Source organism: Sphingopyxis sp. P1IMeth2, from assembly GCF_900185685.1.
Classification (GTDB): domain Bacteria; phylum Pseudomonadota; class Alphaproteobacteria; order Sphingomonadales; family Sphingomonadaceae; genus Sphingopyxis; species Sphingopyxis terrae_A.
This window is the reverse complement of record NZ_FYAT01000012.1, coordinates 16,361-35,088: the sequence shown is the minus strand read 5'-3', so window position 1 is coordinate 35,088 and position 18,728 is coordinate 16,361. Positions and strand designations below refer to the sequence as shown.

Annotated in this window: 20 protein-coding genes and 2 tRNA genes; 10 read left to right on the top strand and 12 right to left on the bottom strand. The window is 64.0% G+C overall.

Going from position 1 to position 18,728, the window contains the following annotated elements; translation table 11 throughout:
* Window positions 1-14: 14 nt before the first annotated feature.
* Complete coding sequence (locus P1IM2_RS07040) at window positions 15-782, top strand: hypothetical protein (RefSeq protein WP_062903216.1); 768 nt, start codon at window positions 15-17, stop codon at window positions 780-782.
* An 8-nt stretch (window positions 783-790) separates the two neighbouring features.
* Here the strand turns inward: P1IM2_RS07040 and P1IM2_RS07035 are convergent, their stop codons facing one another.
* The 4 genes from P1IM2_RS07035 to P1IM2_RS07020 all read right to left on the bottom strand — a co-directional run bounded on the left by P1IM2_RS07035 (window position 791) and on the right by P1IM2_RS07020 (window position 5,053).
* Window positions 791-2,899, bottom strand: coding sequence for a prolyl oligopeptidase family serine peptidase (locus P1IM2_RS07035; RefSeq protein WP_186401925.1), 2,109 nt, complete (start codon window positions 2,897-2,899; stop codon window positions 791-793).
* 66 nt (window positions 2,900-2,965) lie between these two features.
* A complete protein-coding gene (locus P1IM2_RS07030; RefSeq protein WP_003044221.1) occupies window positions 2,966-3,388 on the bottom strand; it encodes a DUF4112 domain-containing protein in 423 nt (140 codons plus the stop codon).
* 41 nt (window positions 3,389-3,429) lie between these two features.
* Complete coding sequence (locus P1IM2_RS07025; RefSeq protein ID WP_062902494.1) at window positions 3,430-4,938, bottom strand: ABC transporter substrate-binding protein; 1,509 nt, start codon at window positions 4,936-4,938, stop codon at window positions 3,430-3,432.
* A gap of 28 nt (window positions 4,939-4,966) precedes the next feature.
* A tRNA-Leu gene (locus tag P1IM2_RS07020) sits at window positions 4,967-5,053 on the bottom strand.
* Between the two features lie 90 nt (window positions 5,054-5,143).
* Between P1IM2_RS07020 and P1IM2_RS07015 the strand changes: the two genes are divergently transcribed.
* Genes P1IM2_RS07015 through P1IM2_RS07005 form a run of 3 tightly spaced genes read left to right on the top strand, consistent with a single transcriptional unit; the run spans window position 5,144 to window position 7,565 of the window.
* A complete protein-coding gene (locus P1IM2_RS07015; protein ID WP_062902493.1) occupies window positions 5,144-6,091 on the top strand; it encodes an ABC transporter ATP-binding protein in 948 nt (315 codons plus the stop codon).
* Window positions 6,088-6,855 (top strand): ABC transporter permease, encoded by a 768-nt coding sequence (locus P1IM2_RS07010; RefSeq protein ID WP_003044212.1) that lies wholly within the window; start codon window positions 6,088-6,090, stop codon window positions 6,853-6,855. Before P1IM2_RS07015 ends, P1IM2_RS07010 begins: the two co-directional genes overlap by 4 nt.
* Window positions 6,856-6,899: 44 nt before the next feature.
* Complete coding sequence (locus P1IM2_RS07005; RefSeq protein ID WP_186401924.1) at window positions 6,900-7,565, top strand: hypothetical protein; 666 nt, start codon at window positions 6,900-6,902, stop codon at window positions 7,563-7,565.
* 86 nt (window positions 7,566-7,651) lie between these two features.
* Here the strand turns inward: P1IM2_RS07005 and P1IM2_RS07000 are convergent, their stop codons facing one another.
* The 6 genes from P1IM2_RS07000 to aroA form a co-directional block, all read right to left on the bottom strand.
* Complete coding sequence (locus tag P1IM2_RS07000; RefSeq protein WP_003044209.1) at window positions 7,652-7,930, bottom strand: integration host factor subunit beta; 279 nt, start codon at window positions 7,928-7,930, stop codon at window positions 7,652-7,654.
* 199 nt (window positions 7,931-8,129) lie between these two features.
* Window positions 8,130-9,842 (bottom strand): 30S ribosomal protein S1, encoded by a 1,713-nt coding sequence (rpsA, locus tag P1IM2_RS06995; protein ID WP_003044206.1) that lies wholly within the window; start codon window positions 9,840-9,842, stop codon window positions 8,130-8,132.
* A gap of 293 nt (window positions 9,843-10,135) precedes the next feature.
* Window positions 10,136-10,765 carry a (d)CMP kinase gene (locus tag P1IM2_RS06990; protein WP_186401923.1) on the bottom strand — a complete coding sequence of 210 codons (630 nt, stop codon included), beginning with the start codon at window positions 10,763-10,765 and terminating at the stop codon, window positions 10,136-10,138.
* Window positions 10,762-11,037, bottom strand: a complete 276-nt coding sequence (locus P1IM2_RS06985) for a CBU_0592 family membrane protein (protein WP_231737183.1) — start codon at window positions 11,035-11,037, stop codon at window positions 10,762-10,764. Before P1IM2_RS06985 ends, P1IM2_RS06990 begins: the two co-directional genes overlap by 4 nt.
* Window positions 11,034-11,690: a hypothetical protein gene (locus tag P1IM2_RS06980; protein ID WP_062902490.1), complete on the bottom strand. Its 657-nt coding sequence runs from the start codon at window positions 11,688-11,690 to the stop codon at window positions 11,034-11,036. Before P1IM2_RS06980 ends, P1IM2_RS06985 begins: the two co-directional genes overlap by 4 nt.
* Window positions 11,687-13,015, bottom strand: a complete 1,329-nt coding sequence (aroA, locus tag P1IM2_RS06975; RefSeq protein WP_186401922.1) for a 3-phosphoshikimate 1-carboxyvinyltransferase — start codon at window positions 13,013-13,015, stop codon at window positions 11,687-11,689. Before aroA ends, P1IM2_RS06980 begins: the two co-directional genes overlap by 4 nt.
* A 124-nt stretch (window positions 13,016-13,139) precedes the next feature.
* Between aroA and P1IM2_RS06970 the strand changes: the two genes are divergently transcribed.
* Together P1IM2_RS06970 and P1IM2_RS06965 are read left to right on the top strand one after the other, a co-directional pair.
* Complete coding sequence (locus P1IM2_RS06970) at window positions 13,140-13,460, top strand: TIGR02300 family protein (protein ID WP_003044196.1); 321 nt, start codon at window positions 13,140-13,142, stop codon at window positions 13,458-13,460.
* Window positions 13,461-13,581: 121 nt separating this feature from the next.
* Window positions 13,582-13,657 (top strand) — tRNA-Ala (locus P1IM2_RS06965).
* Window positions 13,658-13,731: 74 nt separating this feature from the next.
* Here the strand turns inward: P1IM2_RS06965 and P1IM2_RS06960 are convergent.
* A complete protein-coding gene (locus tag P1IM2_RS06960) occupies window positions 13,732-14,178 on the bottom strand; it encodes an RrF2 family transcriptional regulator (protein WP_058811379.1) in 447 nt (148 codons plus the stop codon).
* Between the two features lie 162 nt (window positions 14,179-14,340).
* Between P1IM2_RS06960 and P1IM2_RS06955 the strand changes: the two genes are divergently transcribed.
* From P1IM2_RS06955 to P1IM2_RS06945, 3 genes are all read left to right on the top strand, one after another.
* Window positions 14,341-14,904: a hypothetical protein gene (locus P1IM2_RS06955; protein WP_260833940.1), complete on the top strand. Its 564-nt coding sequence runs from the start codon at window positions 14,341-14,343 to the stop codon at window positions 14,902-14,904.
* A 1-nt stretch (window position 14,905) separates the two neighbouring features.
* The gene (locus P1IM2_RS06950) at window positions 14,906-15,601 is read left to right on the top strand and encodes a hypothetical protein (protein ID WP_254535908.1); all 696 of its coding nucleotides are present in this window, start codon (window positions 14,906-14,908) and stop codon (window positions 15,599-15,601) included.
* Between the two features lie 71 nt (window positions 15,602-15,672).
* Window positions 15,673-16,275 (top strand): HD domain-containing protein, encoded by a 603-nt coding sequence (locus P1IM2_RS06945; protein WP_186401920.1) that lies wholly within the window; start codon window positions 15,673-15,675, stop codon window positions 16,273-16,275.
* A gap of 89 nt (window positions 16,276-16,364) precedes the next feature.
* On the opposite strand, the gene P1IM2_RS06940 is transcribed toward P1IM2_RS06945, so the two are convergent.
* Window positions 16,365-17,168 carry an enoyl-CoA hydratase-related protein gene (locus P1IM2_RS06940; protein ID WP_003044180.1) on the bottom strand — a complete coding sequence of 268 codons (804 nt, stop codon included), beginning with the start codon at window positions 17,166-17,168 and terminating at the stop codon, window positions 16,365-16,367.
* 205 nt (window positions 17,169-17,373) lie between these two features.
* Here P1IM2_RS06940 and P1IM2_RS06935 point away from each other — a divergent pair, with 205 nt between their 5' ends.
* The gene (locus P1IM2_RS06935; protein WP_062903212.1) at window positions 17,374-18,642 is read left to right on the top strand and encodes an MFS transporter; all 1,269 of its coding nucleotides are present in this window, start codon (window positions 17,374-17,376) and stop codon (window positions 18,640-18,642) included.
* Window positions 18,643-18,728 lie beyond the last annotated feature (86 nt).

The following is an 18,728-nucleotide window of genomic DNA, read 5'->3' as shown; positions in this document are numbered from 1 at the left end:
ACAAGGAGATGCAAATGACCGATAGGGAAAAGCAGGTGCTGACCAAGGTGCCGGCGGTGACGCTGGGTTTCTGGATCATCAAGATATTGGCGACCACCTTTGGCGAGACCGCGGGCGACACGGTGAGCATGTCGATGAATCTGGGCTATCTGGTCGGCACCGCGATTTTTGCGGCGGTGCTGGCGATCCTGATCGTCTGGCAGATTCGCGCCCGCGCCTTTCATCCCTTCCTCTATTGGGCGACGATCATCGCCTCGACGACGGCGGGAACGACGATGGCCGACTTTGCGACGCGCTCGCTCGGCATCGGTTACCCCGGCGGTTCGCTGCTGTTGCTCGGTGCGGTACTGGCCTCGCTCGCGGTCTGGCACCGCGCGCTGGGCAGCATCTCGATCCAGTCGGTGCACGAACCGCGGGCCGAGCTCTATTACTGGCTGACGATCACCTTTTCGCAGACGCTGGGCACCGCGCTCGGCGACTGGATTGCCGACGGCCCGCTCGGCTACCTCGGGTCGGCGATCATCTTCGGTGCGCTGCTCGCGCTGCTCGCCATCGCTTATTATCGCACCGCGATCAGCCATGTCGCACTGTTCTGGGCGGCCTTCATCCTGACCCGTCCGCTCGGCGCCGTGGTCGGCGATTTTCTGGACAAGCCGGTCGATCATGGCGGGCTGGCGCTGAGCCGCGCCGGTGCATCGGCGGTGCTTGCCATCGCGATCGTCACGCTGATCCTCGCGCTGCCGCAGCGCGCCGCCGCGGCGCATGACGATCGCGGCGGCTGAGCGACCGGCTATTTCCGCTCGACCAGTTCGCGCAGCAAGAAGGCGTGGAGCATGGCCGCGCGCACGGCGTCCTCGGCATGGTCGGCGCCGACCGAGTGGCCGCCTTCCAGATATTCGTGATAATAGACGCGGTTGCCATAATCCTGCAGCTTTGCGGCCAATTTGCGGGCGTGGCCGGGATGGACGCGGTCATCCTTCGTCGAAAGGTACAGGAAGATCGGCGGATATTTCACGCCCTTGCGGACATTCTGATAGGGCGAATATTTCGACAGGAAGGCCCAGTCGGCGGGATCGTCGGGATTGCCATATTCAGCGACCCACGAGGCGCCCGCGAGCAGCTTGTTATAGCGCTTCATATCCTCGAGCGGCGAGCCCGCAATGACCGCGCCATAGAGATCCGGGCGCTGCGTCATCGCGGCGCCGACCAGCACGCCGCCATTCGAGCGACCCGAAATGGCAATCCTGCCCTTGCTGCTGATGCCGGTCTTGACCAGATCCTCCGCGACGGCGTGGAGGTCGTCGAAACTGTTCTGGCGTTTTTCGCGCAGCGCCGCCTGGTGCCAGGCGGGGCCATATTCGCCGCCGCCGCGAATATTGGCGAGGACATAAGCGTTGCCGTCCTCGACCCAGAACAGGCCGAGCGGACCGGCGCGATAGGGCTGACCGGTCAGATAGCCCGGCGTCTGCGCGGCGCGGAAGCCGCCATAGGCGTGGATCAGCGCGGGCACGGGGCCTTTAGCGCCGGCTTTGCGGACGAGGAAATAGGGGATCTTGGTGCCGTCCTTCGACGTCGCGAAGCGCTTTTCCACCGTCATGCCCTTGGCGTCGAAGGCTGCGGGCAGGCTTTGCACGACACGCGGCGCGGCGTTGTCGGTGACGGCATAAAGCGTCGGCGGGTCGAGCATCGTTTCGGCAGTCGCGAAGATCGTGTCGCGCTTGGCGATCGCGCCGGCCAGATGCACCATAGCGTTGGCCGCCAGCGGCACCTCGCGCTGGGTCCAGGTGCCGCTCGCGGGATCGCGGCGCAGCGCGAACAGCTTGCCTTCGACATCGTCGAGCGCCTTGACCCAGAGAATATTGTCGGTCGCGCTGACCTCCTCAATCGCCTGCGCCTTGGTCGGCGCCATCACCGCCGCCATTTTCGCGGGGCGTCCGGCCGCCGCGTCGGCGAGCGACAGCGCGACGAGCGAGCCTTCGCCGAAGCCGTCGGCGGGCTTGTTGAGGAAGATGATTGCCTGACCGCCGATGACATCGCGTAGGTCGGCGGTGTCGGGAATCGGCGCCGGGACGAAGTCCGCGCCGTGGGCGGCTCGGATGCTGTAGTCGCTGGTATAGAAGCTCTTGTTGCGGGCGATGAGGATCCAGCGCGTCTTGCCGTCGTCGATCGCGATCGGGTTGATCCCGACATCGCTCGCTTCGCCTTCGGCGACGACCGCTGCGCTGGCAAGCAGCGTGCCACGCCTCCAGCGTTTGACGATGCGCGGATAGCCCGACGCGGTCATGCTGCCTTCGCCATAGTCGGTGGCCACGAGCAGCGTGTTTGCGTCCTCCCAAACGACCGCGCTCTTCGCCTGCGGCAGCGCAAAGCCGTCGGTCACGAAGCGGCCGGTGGTGCGGTCCCATTCGCGCACGATGTCCGAATCGGTGCCGCCGGGACTGAGCGAGACGAGGCAGCGCGTGTAGGTGGGGGCAAGACAGTCGGCGCCGTGCCAGACCCAGCTTTGCCCCTCCGCCTTGCCGAGCGCGTCGACGTCGATCAGCGTTGTCCATTCGGGCGTTCCGGCGAGATAGGCACTCAGCGGACTTTGCCGCCAGATGCCGCGCGGATGGTCCGCATCGCGCCAGAAGTTGGTGATGGTATCGCCCATCACCTGACCGGGGTCGGCAATCTGGCGGTCGTCGTCGAGGATCGCTTTCGCGCGCGCCCGATCCTGTTCGAAACCGGGGCGATTTAGGATCAGCTTGTCGGCCGCGGCATTTTCCGCCTTCACCCACGCCAGCGCCTTTGCCCCGTCGATATCCTCCAGCCACAACCAAGGGTCGGTCTCGGTCGCGGCGAAGGCCGCCGCGGACAGCGAACAGGCAAGGGCGAGCGCGGCAAGGCGGGCGCGGATCATCTCGGTCTCCATGAGCAGGGTCTGAAGCTGCTGTGCTAGCACTATCAGACACCCGATGGGAACCGCCTACTGGTCGATGACGATCGTTCCGGGGTGATGCTTGTCGAGATGTTTCCGGATGATGCGCAGATTGCGCGTGTTCGACCGGAACAGAAAGTCGAAGGCATCGCCGACGAGCGGGATGGCCCCAAGCGCAGTGTCGACGCCGAGATTGCCCATCATCCGCCACAGCTTCCATTTGGGCATGCCCAGATTGCGCGCTTCCCAGATGATATAGGCCCCCATGACGGCGGTCACGACATCGCCGACGACGGGCACCAGCCCGACGATCGCGTCGAGCCCGACCGGCCGGTTGATGCCGGGAATGGTGAAGCTGCGTTCGAGGAGAAGCTCCAGCGTTTCGATGCGCTTGCGCAGCGCCGCAGGATTGTTGCGATCGGCAACCAAGGCTTCGAAAATCGCGTCCGTATTGGGCGTCGAGGGGGGCATCGGCGTCCTTTCCAACCGCGCACGACGATGTGCGCTTATTATTAGTTGGGTTTGGCGAGCAAGCGATTCAATGGGTGGGCCGCCCGCGCATTCGGCTTGAACCCTGTAAGCCGCTGCGACGCGACCGACCAGCGCAGCGGCGTGGCGATCGGAATGAACGGGGTGTAGCGCCCCAGCATCGTTTCGATCTCGCCGATCTGGCGCGCGCGCTGGCCACTGTCGATATTGAGCACGGCCTGATCGATCTTCGCCTGTGCCTCGCGGTTGCACAGCGTGTCGCGCTGGCACGACAGCCGGCGGAGCGCCCAGAGGGCGTCGTCATTCGGCGCCACCTCGTCGATCAGGCGCAGGTCCGATGCCGCATCCATAGCGACGCGGCGGCTTTCGATACCGATGCGGGCAAAGTCGGCGGCGACATAGGCAAAGAGGATGCGGCCGCCCGGCGTCTGGGGGACCGCGATGCGGAGCGGCGCAATCTCTCGCCCGGCGGCGCGCCAACTGTCGACCACGCGCTTCGACTGGGCGAAGCGCGAATCATTGTCGAAGTCGGCCCAGGCGGGTTGCAAGGGTTCAGGGCCGCCGTCGCGGCGGTAGACTGCCGGCCGAAGCGCGCGCTGCGGCTGCCATTCGGCAAGGCCGAAGGCGTCGATCAGGCGCTGCCGCCGCACGACGCGCGACAGGGCATCGCGGTTGATGTCGGAGGCGAGGAACCCTTCGGCGCTGGTGAAAGAAAGGCCGAAAAGCCCCGGCACCGGATCGACGATGAGGCGCGAGCGGCCGATGCTGGACACGAGGAAATAGGGGAGGGTCGAAAAGCGGCCGCCGATCACCCCGTCGGCATAGCCATTATTGTAGCGGGCCAGCGCCCCGGCGGGCGTCGTGCCGACGAGTTCGACCGACGCGGCGGGATCGTTTGCGGCGGCTTCGGCGGCCTCGGGATCGTCGGCGAGCGGGTCGGGCGCGGGCGTCAGCAGCAGCGCGCGTCCGGCCTTGCGCGATCGCATCGGCCCCCAGCCCATGCCCTTGTAGACGATCGTCAACGAAGGCTGCGCGAGCAGTTCGAGCATATTGGGCTGCGGCACTGCGAGCCGGATTTCGATGACCTGATCGGTCATCGCACGGATCGTCTCGATCTCCGGGAAATCGTCCTTCAGCAGGTTGCGGCTGTTCGTGCCAAGATAGCCGCGCAGCACCGAAACCACGTCGTCGGCCGTGACTTCGCGACCGTTCGACCATTTTGCCTCGCGCAGCCGGAAAATATAGCTGCGCCCGTCGCCGGTCACCGTCCAGCGTTCGGCAAGACCGGTGTCGATCTGGCCGTCGGCGTCATAGCCGACAAGCCCCTGCGCCGTCATTTCGAGCAGCGCTGCATTGGGCGAGGACAGTTCGCCGTTGAGCGGGCTCGCCGCGGCGTTGAGCGGCCCCATCGCGGCGATCCGCACCGGACCCCCGCCACCGCCGAAAAGGCCGCATCCGGCGAGCGCGGCGACCAGCAGCGCGGTGCCCGCGAACCGCGCGCCGCGGCGCGAACGGAGGCTGCGGCGCGTCATATCCCTGTGCCTCCCCTGTGCCAGCGGTTGGTGCGGACGGCGGGACTCGAACCCGCACACCCGTTCGGATAGCAGATTTTAAGTCTGCTGCGTCTACCGATTCCGCCACGTCCGCGCACCGCGGCCTGTCATGCCGATGGGTGAGGGGAGGTCAAGTCATCTTTGCCGCTTTGTCCCGGCGCGCTCCTCGGCTAGACCGACGCGCATGACAGCGGTTCTGGAAATTTCCGGTCTGGGAAAGACTTACAAGAGCGGGCATCGCGCTTTGGCGGGTGTCGACCTCAGCATCGAGAAGGGCGAGATATTTGCGTTGCTCGGCCCCAATGGGGCAGGCAAGACGACGCTTATCAGCATCGTCTGCGGTATCGTGACGCCGAGCGAGGGCAGGGTGACGGTCGGTGGTCACGATCATGCCCGCGACTATCGCGCGGCGCGATCGATGATCGGGCTGGTGCCGCAGGAACTGCATACGGATTCGTTCGAAACGGTGATGGCCACCGTGACTTTTTCGCGCGGTCTGTTCGGCAAACCGCGCGATCCGGCGTTCATCGAGCAATTGCTGAAGGATCTGTCGCTGTGGGACAAGCGCGGCAGCAAGATCATGGAATTGTCGGGTGGAATGAAACGCCGCGTGATGATCGCCAAGGCGCTGAGCCACGAACCCGAAATCCTCTTCCTAGACGAACCGACCGCGGGGGTCGACGTCGAACTGCGCCGCGACATGTGGAATATGGTGCGGGGCCTGCGCGAGCGCGGGGTGACGATCATTCTGACCACCCATTATATCGAAGAGGCCGAAGAAATGGCCGACCGCGTTGGCGTCATCACGCGCGGCAAGCTGATCCTCGTCGAAGAGAAGAACGCGCTGATCAAGAAGCTGGGGCGCAAGACGCTGACGCTCAATCTTGCCGAACCGCTCGATGCCATTCCGGCCGAACTCGGCGACTGGACGCTCGAACTGGCGGAGGAGGGGCATGAGCTTGTCTATGAATTCGACAGCCAGGCCGAGGCGACCGGCGTGCCGTCACTGCTACGTCGGATGACCGATATCGGCATCGCCTTCAAGGATCTGCACACACGGCAAAGCTCGCTCGAGGATATTTTCGTCGGGCTGGTACACGAACCCAGGGATGGCGAAGGAGCGGCGACATGATCGGCAACGTCCGCGGTATCCGCGCGATCTACATGTTCGAGATGGCGCGCTTCGGGCGCACGGTGTGGACCAGCCTGATGTTGCCCGTCATCACCACGACGCTCTATTTCGTCGTCTTCGGATCGGCGATCGGTAGCCGGATGAGCGACGTCAGCTCGGTGCCCTATGGCGCGTTCATCGTGCCGGGGCTGATGATGCTGACAATGTTCACCGAAAGCATCAGCAACGCGAGCTTCGGCATCTACATGCCCAAATGGACAGGGACGATCTACGAGATGCTGTCCTCGCCGATGTCGCCGCTCGAATTGCTGATCGCCTATGTCGGCGCGGCGGCAACCAAATCGGTAATCATCGGCGCGATCATTTTCGCGACCGCGCATCTGTTCGTCGACATTCAGGTCGCGCATCCGTTGCTGATGGTCGGCTTCATGGTGCTGATGGCGGTGACCTTCTGCCTCTTCGGCTTCATCATTGGCATCTGGGCGCAGAGCTTTGAACAGCTGCAGGTGATCCCGTTGCTCGTCGTCTATCCGCTGACCTTCCTGGGCGGCGCCTTCTATTCGCTCGACATGCTGCCCGCCGCGTGGCGCGCGGTGACGCTGTTCAATCCCGTCGTCTATCTGATCAGCGGCTTTCGCTGGACCTTTTTCGGACAGGGCGACGTGGCGATCGAGGTCAGCATGGGCGCGGTGGCGCTCTTTCTGGCGCTGTGCCTCGGCCTGATCTTCTGGATGTTCCGCACGGGCTACCGGCTCAAGAACTGAGGGCGTGCATGGCGAGCGTCAAGATCGCTAAGGAGTAAGCGGAGATGAAAACTCCAAAGATTCTGTTGGCAGGTTTGGCGTTCTTCCTCGTTCCTACAACAGCCGACGTAGAGGCCGAAGAACGCGCGGCGTGTGCCTATGACCGAAACGCCATACTGCAACTTGATCCGAATATGTTCGATCAGGATGACAAGGCCGGTTGGCGAGAGCTCGCCAATCGAGACGGATGCCAAGCTGCCGCCGCTGATGCGATCGCATTATATATCGAAAGTCACCGAGAAACATTGGTGCGACAGTGGCAGCTGCCTTCCTTCAAATGGCACGAGGCGCAGCTCCGCGCTATGGCGGGACAGGTTTCGCAGGCCACTCGCCTGATGCGCCAGTCGATCAAGCCGGAGAAGGGCCCCGAGGGCTTTGAAGGCTGGACCGACTACGCGCTGCCTTGGAACCAATATGTCTTGGCAACGATCGCCTTTCTGGAGGGAGACATGGATGCGCTGAAGGAGGCGCGGGACCGTCTTGCCAACTCGCCCATGCCGCCGGGTTTCGATACACTTGATCGATCGCAGGTCAGTGTCCCGCCGTCTTGGCCGCAGAATCTCGATGTGGTCGATGGATTGATCGCCTGCATTGGGCAACCATATCAGGAAGCATATGGGAGTGCGCATTGTCGGGATGTCGGCAAGCAGGAAGCGCGGCGCAAGCATTGAGCCCCCGCGCTCCGTTGATTGACAGGAAGGCCGCAGAAAAATCCCGCGAAACCGGTCTTTTCTGCGGCTGGCTTTGGCTTGGCCGTTCAGCCGTTCAGCCGCTCGCGCATTTCCTTGCCCGGCTTGAAATAGGGCACGCTCTTGGCGCTTACCGCGACCGGCGCGCCGGTGCGCGGATTGCGCCCGGTGCGCGACTCGCGTTCGCGGGTTGAGAAGGCGCCGAAGCCGCGCAGCTCGACGCGGCCCCCCGCCGCAAGCTGCTCGACGATGGCGTCGAAGAATTCATCGATGATGCGTTCCACCTCTTCGAGGCGCAAATCGCTGTTTTCACTCGCGATCATTTGAACCAGTTCCGACCGGATCATCAGCTTCCCCTAGTTATCACGCGCGCCCCACGGGCGCAGGCCATCCGGTCTTTGCCGGTTCCACAGCGTGAGGACCCCTCCCAACGCGGCATCGAACCTATCATGATTCAGGGTTCTTTCAAAACATATCGCTGAAAGAAAAAGGCCCGCAGAGGGACACTCTGCGGGCCTTTTGTTTCACCGCAAAAGCGGGGAAGGATTAATCCTTCTTGCCGGCCTTCAGCGCTTCGCCGAGGATGTCGCCGAGCGACGCACCCGAATCCGACGAACCATATTGTGCGACGGCTTCCTTTTCTTCGGCGATCTGCATCGCCTTGACAGAGAAGCTGGGCTTCTTCGAACGGTCGAAGCCGGTGACCATCGCGTCGAACTTCTGACCGACCTGATAGCGTTCGGGACGCTGTTCGTCGCGGTCGCGGCCGAGGTCGGCGCGCTTGATGAAGCCGGTGGCGCCATCTTCGCCGGCCTGGACTTCGAGGCCGTTGTCGCGGACTTCGAGGACCGAGACGGTGACGACATCGTTCTTCTTCAGCGAGCCCGAAGCGGCGACACCGCCGCCGACGGCCGGAGCACCCTTTTCAAGCTGCTTGATGCCGAGGCTGATGCGTTCCTTCTCGACGTCGACGTCGAGAACGACGACCTGCACATTCTCGCCCTTGCGGTGGAGGTGCAGCGCTTCTTCGCCCGAGATGCCCCACGCGATGTCCGACATGTGAACCATGCCGTCGACGTCGCCCGGAAGGCCGACGAACAGACCGAATTCGGTCGCGTTCTTGACTTCGCCTTCGACAACCGAGCCAACCGGATGCGCTTCTGCGAAGGCACCCCAGGGGTTCGACTGGGCCTGCTTGAGGCCAAGCGAGATGCGGCGCTTGTCGCTGTCGACTTCGAGGACGATGACGTCGACTTCCTGGCTCGTCGAAACGATCTTGCCGGGGTGGACGTTCTTCTTGACCCACGACATTTCGCTGACGTGGACCAGGCCTTCGATGCCGGGTTCGAGTTCGACGAACGCACCATAGTCGGTGATGTTCGTGACCGTGCCGGTGAGCTTCGCACCGACCGGATACTTGGCGGCGACGCCTTCCCACGGATCGCTTTCGAGCTGCTTCATGCCGAGGCTGATGCGCTGCGTATCGCGATTGATGCGGATGATCTGCACCTTAACCGTGTCACCGATGTTGATGACTTCGCTCGGGTGGTTGACGCGCTTGTAGCTCATGTCGGTGACATGGAGCAGGCCGTCGATGCCGCCGAGGTCAACGAACGCACCATAATCGGTGATGTTCTTGACCGCGCCTTCGATGATCTGACCTTCTTCCAGGTTCTGGATCAGGCCCGAACGCTGTTCGGCGCGCGTTTCTTCAAGGATGGCGCGGCGCGACACGACGATATTGCCGCGGCGGCGATCCATCTTGAGGATCTGGAACGGCTGCGGCAGATCCATGAGCGGGCCGACGTCGCGCACGGGGCGGATGTCGACCTGGCTGCCGGGAAGGAACGCCACGGCGCCGCCAAGGTCGACGGTGAAGCCGCCCTTGACGCGGCCGAAGATAACGCCTTCGACGCGGGCTTCCTTGTTGAATTCTTCTTCCAGGCGGTCCCAGGCGGCTTCGCGGCGAGCGCGGTCGCGCGACAGCATGGTTTCGCCATTGGCGTTTTCGACGCGGTCGACATAGACTTCGACTTCGTCGCCGACGTTGAGGTCGGCCTTCTGGCCGGGCATCGCGAATTCGCGAAGCGGCACGCGGCCTTCGCTCTTCAGGCCGATGTCGATCACTGCCAGGTCATTTTCGATCGCGGTCACGGTGCCCTTGACGACGCGGCCTTCAAAGCCGCCATCAGCACCACCCAGCGATTCGTCGAGCATCGCGGCGAAATCGTCGCGCGACGGAAAAGCCGTAGAGGCCATATGGGTTCTTCCTTACTTCATTTGTTCCGGCCAAGCGGTTGGTTCCGCTGGTCTTGTGGCCGATCCGTCCTGCCCGCCGAATGCGAAGCAGAACATCCTCAAGACCGGTTGGCGGCAGAAGCACGGGCAAAGCAAAAAGGGCGCGACGGGGATAGCCCATCACGCCCGACGCTCGATAGAGAGCGACGGTTCGTCCGTGCCTCGACCGGCCACAAGGCCCGTCGGACGGCGCGCGTATAGTCGCGAACGCGGCTTTCGGCAAGGCGAAAAGCCCTGTCGGCCGCGGACTCCCGTCAGCCGCGCGCCTTTGTCCGTTCGGTGACGAAGGCGATGGCGGCGGCGATCGCGGCATCGCGGTCCATCGCCGAGGTGTCGAGCAGCATCGCATCGTCGGCGCGGAGCAGGGGGGCGTCGGCACGGCCCATATCGCGGGCGTCGCGGGCGTGGATGTCGGCGAGCACGGCGTCATAGCCGATTTCGACCCCGCGCCCCAGCATCTCGGCATGGCGGCGGCGGGCGCGTTCTTCGGCACTTGCCGTCACGAACAGTTTGGCGTCGGCGTGCGGCGCGATCACGGTGCCGATATCGCGCCCGTCGAGCACGGCGCCGCCAGGCTGGTTGGCGAAATCGACCTGCCGCTGGAACAGCGCCTTGCGCACCGCAGGATGCACCGACGCGCGGCTGGCGAGGCTGCCCGTGCTTTCGTAGCGAAGCGCGGGATCGTCGAGCAAGGCGTCCGGAAAATCGCAGGCGACGAGGGCGTCGGCCGCCTTGTCCGGATCGCCATGATTGAGCTGCGTCTGATAGCCCACAGCGCGATAGAGCAGCCCGGTATCGAGCACGGGGAGGCCGAAATGCTCGGCAAGCGCCTTGGCGATAGTGCCCTTGCCCGACGCAGTAGGGCCGTCGACCGCGATAATCATGCCGAATCACCGCGGGTACGGCGCGCGCGAAGGGCGCGCAGCAAGCCCCAGGAAGCGATCAGCGCCCAAGCCGCTTCGAGCAGAAACGCCGCCAAGTTGAAATGAACCGACAGCGAGATCAGCAGCAAAATCGCGCCGACAAGGTTCACCGCATTGAACAGCAACTGATCCAGCGTCTTGGCCATGTTTGCATAGGCGAACGCAGCGATGAACAGGATGCTGCCGATGATGCCGATCGCGTTCGCGGCAAAGGAGGAGATATAGGCGCTCATACGAATTGATAGCCGTCAAATCGCACGCGGAGCAGCCGGCCATCGTGGTCGAAGCCGATTTCGACCCAGCCGGGGTTGAGCGTCGCGCCGCATTCGACGGGGCCGACGTTTCCCGACACGAGCGACGGGTCGCAGTCGAACGCCACATCGGGCAGAAAGCGGCGAACCCGGGCCCTCACCTCGGACTGGTCGCGCGCCGCCCCGATATCGAGCGCGCCGATCGGTCGCCCTTCGAACTCGCTTGCCTCCACCGTCTTGATCATGACACGGAGGTCGTCGGCGCCGTCTCCGTACAGAAAATGACGCACACCGGCGGCGTCGCGCCGTTCGCAGCCCTCGTCGGGGATGCAGGGCTCGTCGTCGATCGGCCGAAGTCCGCTGCCGGCGTCTGCCGCACGGCTATCGATCGGATAATCGGAAAAGCTCCGGTCGACCCGAAGCTGCGCACCGCTCGGACAATATTCGACGTCGCCGTCGCACGTCGCGCTGGTGACCGATGCCGTCGGGTCCGGCGCGCGCGCTGTATCGGCAAAGGCGCCCGCCGTGTCGGCGGTTGTCGGAAGGGTGGCGCCCTGTTGCGCGCCGGCCGCGCCGGCACTTAGGCCGAGGAGCGCGATCGGGGCCGCGATGGACAGGATGGGACGACGGTTCATCGCTGCAGGCCCTCCAGCAACGCCTCGAAATTGGGAAAGCTCGTTGCGACCGGTGCCATATCGTCGATCGTCACGGGGGCCTTGCTGACGAGGCCCGCGATGGCGAAGCTCATGCAGATGCGGTGGTCGAGGTGGCCGGCGATGGTCGCGCCGCCGGGCAGCGGGTCGCCGCCGGTGCCGTGGATGACGAGGCCGTCCTCGCTCTCCTCGACCCGCACGCCGATCGCCGCGAGGCCCGCGGCCATGACCGACAGCCGGTCGCTTTCCTTGACGCGCAGCTCGTCGAGGCCGGTCGTCACGGTCGTCCCCTCGGCAAGCGCGGCGGCGACGAAGAGAATCGGATATTCGTCGATCATGCTCGGCGCGACTGCCGGATCGACCGCGATGCCGCGGAGCAGGCTGTGGCGGACGCGCAGGTCGGCGACGGGCTCGCCGCCGACTTCGCGCGCATCGAGCAGTTCGATATCCCCGCCCATCGCCTTCAATACCTCGACCAGGCCGGCGCGGGTCGGGTTGAGGCCGACATTGGCAATAGTGACGTCCGATCCGGGGACGAGCAGCGCCGCAACGATGAAGAAAGCGGCCGACGAGGGGTCGCCCGGAACGACGATCGTTTGCGGCCGCAATTCGGCTTCGCCCATCACCGAAATCCAGCGGGTGCCGTCGGATTCTACTTCGACGTCCAGCGTGGCGCCGAAGCCCTTGAGCATCCGTTCGCTATGGTCGCGCGTCGGCACGGGTTCGATCACGGTGGTGATTCCCGGCGTATTGAGGCCGGCGAGCAGGATCGCCGACTTGACCTGCGCCGAGGCGACCGGAAGCCGATATTCGATCGGCACCGCGGGCGCGAGGCCGCGCACCATCAAGGGAAGGCGGCCCCCCGGCGAGGCCGAGATGTCAGCGCCCATCTGCGACAACGGATCGATGACGCGCCCCATCGGGCGTCCCGACAGGCTGGCATCGCCGACGAAAGTGGTCGTGATCGGATGGCTGGAAACAAGGCCCATCAGCAGGCGCGTCGAGGTGCCGCTGTTGCCCATGTCGAGCGCTTCGCGCGGCTGGAGCAGGCCACCGACACCGACGCCTTCAATGACCCATTCGCCGTCGCCGGTGCGGTCGATATTCGCGCCCATCGCGCGCATGGCCGCGGCGGTGGCGAGGACATCATGCCCCTCAAGCAGCCCGCTCACGTGGCTGGTGCCGACCGCGAGCGCCGACAACATCAGGGCGCGATGCGAAATGCTCTTGTCGCCGGGAATCGCGATCCTACCTTTAAGCGGAGCGGACGCGGCGAAGCTGCGGGGGCGGGCATTCTGGTCAGTCATGGCGTGCGGCTTTTGACAGCGGCCCGACAATCTGGCAAGGCGCACGCCGATTTGACGGATCGCCGGCCCGGCGCCCATCTTTTTCCGAAATATCAACCGATTTCCAAAAGGTTACGAGGCTTATATGGTAAAGGCTGAATGGGGCACGAAGCGTAGCTGCCCGAAATGTGCCACCCGATTCTACGATTTGACCAAGGATGATCCGGTCAGCTGCATCAATTGCGGCTATTCCTGGATTCCGGAATCGGTGCTGAAATCGAAGCAGCCGATGCCCTTCGAGGAAGTCGAGAAGCCGACCAAGGTCAAGGAAGAGGCCATCGACGAGGATCTGGATCTGGACGTCGATGTCGATGAAGACAGCGATTCGCCGGATAACGATGTCGATCTGGGCGGCGATGACGATCTGGGCGTCGCCACCGGCGACGACGAAGACGACGAAAGCTGATTTTTCGGCGAGGGGCCAAAAAAGCATCGCGGAGATGCATTTGGCCCCTTGCATCGAACGCAGGCGCTGCTAAAGGCGGCGTCCCGGTCGCACCACCCAGGGCGGCCAGACGAAATGGCACGGGGCCTTAGCTCAGCTGGGAGAGCGCTACAATGGCATTGTAGAGGTCAGCGGTTCGATCCCGCTAGGCTCCACCATTTCCTCGAAAACAAGAGGTCCGACGCACCGGCGTTCGGGCCTTTTTCTTTGCCGTGCCGGTTGGCGTGGCGCGTCAGAGCGCCATTTCTTCCTTTTCGAACAAGGGTTCGAAGCCGATCGGGTCGGCCAGGCTGATCCGGTCGAGGATCGCGGCGGTATCGTCGCGCACCTTCAGCATCAGCGTGCGCATCCGGCATTCGGCTTCGGGCAGGCAATTCTTGCAGGTTTCGTGGGCATTGCGGCTGGCACACGGGACCAGCGCGAGCGACCCGCGCGTCAGCCGGACAAGATCGCCATAGCTGATGTCGACCGGCGGCAGCGCAAGCTGATAGCCGCCATCGCGTCCGCGCTGCGAGATGAGCAACCCTTCGCGCGCCATTTCCGACAGGATGACGGTCAGGAATTTGGGCGGGATATTCTGCGCCTCGGCAATGTCCGCGAGTTGGACCTGACCCTTGCCCCAATGATCGGCAAGATGCTGAAAGGCACGTATCGTGTAGCGGGTCTTCTGCGAGAGCATGGCGCGCTGTCTGATCCACTTTGCCGATAATTTCAACCTCCCGACATGACAATTATCGCCTCAGCGCCAGCCCCATTGATTGAAATCACAGCGCGGCGTAGTTTCGCGGCGATAAGCGGGGTCGCGATCACAGGTTTTGGCACGGGTTTTTTGGAGCCGCATATGAAGCGAATCATGTTGGTCCCCGCCTGGGCCGCCGTCACCCTGCTGGCGGTGGCGCCCGCGCAGGCACAGTTCGGCGGGCTGCTGCGCAAGGTCACGACGCCGACCCCCGCCCCGACGTCGAGCGAAAGCGACAACGGCGGTTGTCCCAAGGGCAAGAAGGGCAGCAGCGTCGGCCGCGGCATATTGGGCGGTGTGATCCGCGATGCGGTGGGCGACGCGGCCAGCAAGGCGGGCGTCTATTCCTATGTCCCGATCGCCGAGGTCAGCGGAACGCTGACCGACGCCATCGCTTGCCGCCTCGACCCCGCCGAACAGGTGCAGGCCGCCAAGGCCACCGAAGAGGTGACACGCGGCGAAGCGGTCGGCACGACGTCGAACTGGACCAGCGAAACGCGCGACAATGTCAGCGGGTCGTCGACCGTGGCTTCGATCAACACAGAGGACGGCGGCAGGAAGTGCATGACCGTCAACGACTTCGTGATCGTCGATGGCGCGGAAACCCGTGTGTCGAAACGCATGTGCAAGGGGCCGGGTGATACGCGCTATGTTCTTGCGGCCTGAATTGCCGAAGCTCGCCCTCACGGCGCTTGCGGTCGTCAGCCTGACCGCGGCGACCGAGATGGACCCGATCAATCCGACCTGTCCGCTCAACCCCAATTGGTCGGCCAATCCGACGATGAAGCTGACGGTCGAAAAGCGCGGCGCGATGAAGGTGATGCTCGCCGAAGGCCGCGTTGATTCGGGACTGCCCGACCGGCTGAGCGCCGCGCTGAAGGCCAATCCGGACGTATCCGAGATATGGCTGCGTTCGCCCGGCGGCGATGCGCGCGCCGGCAACGCCGCGGGGCGCATCATCCGGTCGAACCCCGGCCTTGCGACGCGCATACCGAGCGGCTGGGCCTGTTTCAGCGCCTGCAATTTCGTCTTCATGGGCGGCGCGCCGCGGCTGATCGAGCCGGGCGGCGAGTTCATCGTCCATATGTTCACCAGCACCGGCGACCGCTCGCTGATCGACGAAAGCGTGGCGATGGGCACCGATGCGACGACCGAGCTGATCGGCGACGTCGAACAGGACAGCGCGCTGCTGGCGAGCGAGGACAATGATTTCCTGATCAAGATGGGCGTGTCGCGCAAATTGCTGACCGACATCATGTATCGGCAGAAGGCGGTGAAGGGCAGCGGCCCGGACAAATCGACGCGCCGCTGCCTGACGCTCGACGAAGCGCTGAAATATGGCGTGACCTACGCGGTAGAATAGCGACGGCTGAACAGCGTTGCATATCGCAACGAAACGCATAGACTGGCCGCCGATATATGGGAGAGCCAGCCATGACCGACATGACGCACGATCACGCGTCCTTCCGTTCGATGATCGACGGCACACAGGAAGATTGGGATATCATCGCGCGCGAGCAGAAGGAATTCGCGCCGCAGAACGGCAAGCGCATCCTCGATCATCTGAAACTGCTTGGCGGCGATTATGGCGGCTTTCCCGTTGATCGGCTCGAGCATTGCTTGCAGACCGCGACGCGCGCGCATCGCGATGGGCGCGACGAGGAATATGTGGTGATGGCGCTGCTCCACGACATCGGCGACACGCTGGGCGCATTCAACCATCCCGATGTCGCGGCGGCGATCCTCAAGCCCTTCCTGTCGGAAGAAAATCTTTGGATCGTCCAGCACCACGGCATCTTCCAGGGCCATTATTTCTTCCACTATCTCGGGCTCGACCGCGACATGCGCGACCAGTTCAAGGACCATCCCTATTACGCGGCGTGCGCCGAATTCTGCGAAAAATATGACGCGCCAGCGTTCGACCCCGACTATGAAAGCGAGCCGCTGGAATTCTTCGAGCCGATGGTGATGCGTCTCTGCTCCTATCCGCGCACGAGCATCTACAAGAAGATTATGGTCGAAGAAGCGGCGGAGTAAGCCCCAGCGTTCATGGGTAATACCCGGCGAAAGCCGGGGTCAGAAGGCGCGCAAAAGGACCCCGGCTTTCGCCGGGGAGCACTAGTAGTTCACTTGCCCTTGAACTCGGTCTTGCGCTTCTGAAGGAAGGCCGCGATGCCCTCGGCGGCATCGGCGCTGTTGCCGGCCAGATACTGGCCCATCGCCTCGGCGTCGAGCGTGTCGGCATAGCTTTGCGTCAACCCGCCGCGCAGCACCTTGCGCATCGTGCCGAGCGCAACCGTCGGTCCGCTGGCCAGCCGCTTTGCGAGCGCTTCGGCTTCAGCCATCAGCGCGTCATCCTCGACCGCCTTGTAAATCAGTCCCCAATCGGCGGCCTGTTCGGCCGAGATTTTCTCGCCGAGCATCATCATCTGCGTCGCGCGCGGCAGGCCGACGAGCCGTGGCAGCAGCCACGACGATCCCCCGTCGGGGACGAGGCCGATATTGACGAAAGCCTGGAGGAAATAGGCGCTTTTGCCAGCAATCGCGAAATCGCCCGACAGCGCAAAGCTGCATCCGACCCCTGCGGCGGGGCCGTTGACCGCGGTCACGACCGGAATGTCGAGATTGGCGAGCGCGAGCAGCATCGGGTTATAATGGTTGCGCAGCGCCTTGCGACTGTTCGCGCCGCCGCCGACAGCGGTTGCGCTGCGATCGCCCGCCAGATCCGCGCCCGAACAGAAACCGCGACCCTCACCGGTAATCAGCAGCGCACGCGCGCCAAGGACGCCCATCCAGTCGAGCGCGGCGCGGATATCGTCGGCCATCGCGGGCGGCATCGAATTGAGCCGTTCGGGACGGTTGAGCGTGATCTTCGCGACATTGTCGCTGCACGCGAGCTTGATCGTGTCGAAGGTCGGTATGTCGGTCATGGGGAAGAATCCTCTCGCGGTCTTTACCTTTACGTTCACGTAAAGGTGTGACCGATTCGGAGGATGAGTGCAAGGGGCGTTGCACGGTAGCGACAGTGCGCTCGGGCCCCGATGCCCCGCGCCGGTTTGACATCGCGTCGGCAATCGCACACCGGAACAGATGATAACTGGGGTGATTTGACCGGGGGGGAGGGCGACTGTGAATCTGGAGCCATATCGCAGACATCGCCGAATTTTGACCGCAAGTCTGGTCGGCACCGCAGTCGAATTTTATGATTTTTATATCTACGGCACCGCGGCTGCGCTGGTCTTCGGGCCGCTTTTCTTTCCTTCGGAATCGCCGTCGGCGCAGCTGATGCTCAGCTTCATGAGCTTCGGGCTCGCTTTTTTCGCGCGGCCGGTCGGCGCCGTCGTGTTCGGCCATTTCGGCGACCGGATCGGGCGGAAGTCGACGCTCGTTGCCTCGCTGATGCTGATGGGGGCCTCGACGCTGCTTATCGCCTTTCTGCCGACCTATGCGATGGTCGGCTGGGTCGCACCGTTGCTGCTGTGCATCTTGCGGTTCGGGCAGGGCTTCGGGCTGGGCGGGGAATGGGGCGGTGCGGCGCTGCTCGCGGTCGAAAATGCGCCGCCGGGATGGCAGTCGCGCTTCGGCATGTTCCCGCAGCTTGGCGCGCCGGTCGGGTTCATCGCCGCCAACGGACTGTTCCTGCTCCTCGGCCTTTGGCTGAGCGATGCCGATTTTGCGGCGTGGGGCTGGCGTATCCCCTTTCTTGTTTCCGCCGTGCTCGTCGGCCTTGGCCTGTGGGTGCGGCTCAAGATCGGTGAGACGCCGGCCTTTTCGGAGGCGTTGGAGCGCGACGCGCCTGTCGGCGTGCCGATCGGCGAGTTGCTGCGCGGCCACTTCGTCGCGACGCTTGCCGGCACCTTCGCGGTCGTCGCCTGTTTCGCGATCTTCTATCTCGCGACCAGCTTCGCCCTTGCGCACGGCACCACCACGCTCGGCTATCCGAAGGAGGAGTTTCTGCTCATCCAGCTCGGTGCGATATTGTTCATGGCGGGCGGCATTATCTTTGCGGGCTATGCCAGCGATGCGTCGAGTGCGCAGCGCGTGCTGCGCTGGGGCTGCGGCGCGACGATGCTCGTCGGCTTGCTGTTCGGTCCGGCGCTGGCCTCGGGGAGCTGGCTGACGATCTTCGCAGGTCTCGCCACATCGCTGTTCGTCATGGGCCTCGTCTACGGCCCGCTCGGGAGCTGGCTGACCGGCCTGTTCCCCGTGCGCGTCCGCTACACCGGCGCGTCGGTCGCCTTCAATGTCGGCGGCATATTAGGCGGCGCAGCCGCGCCGATCGCGGCGCAGGCGCTCGGTGACTGGCGCGGAACCGAGGTCGTCGGCCTCTATCTGGCGCTCGCCGGACTGGTCAGCTTTTGCGGCCTGGCCTTGGTGACAAAAATTGAACGCGGTGACGCGTGAGGCGCAATGTCATTGCGGCGTCATCATTGAATCTCTAACAAACGGATAGTCTCCCACCACCGCGAGATCTGCCCATGTCCTTGATC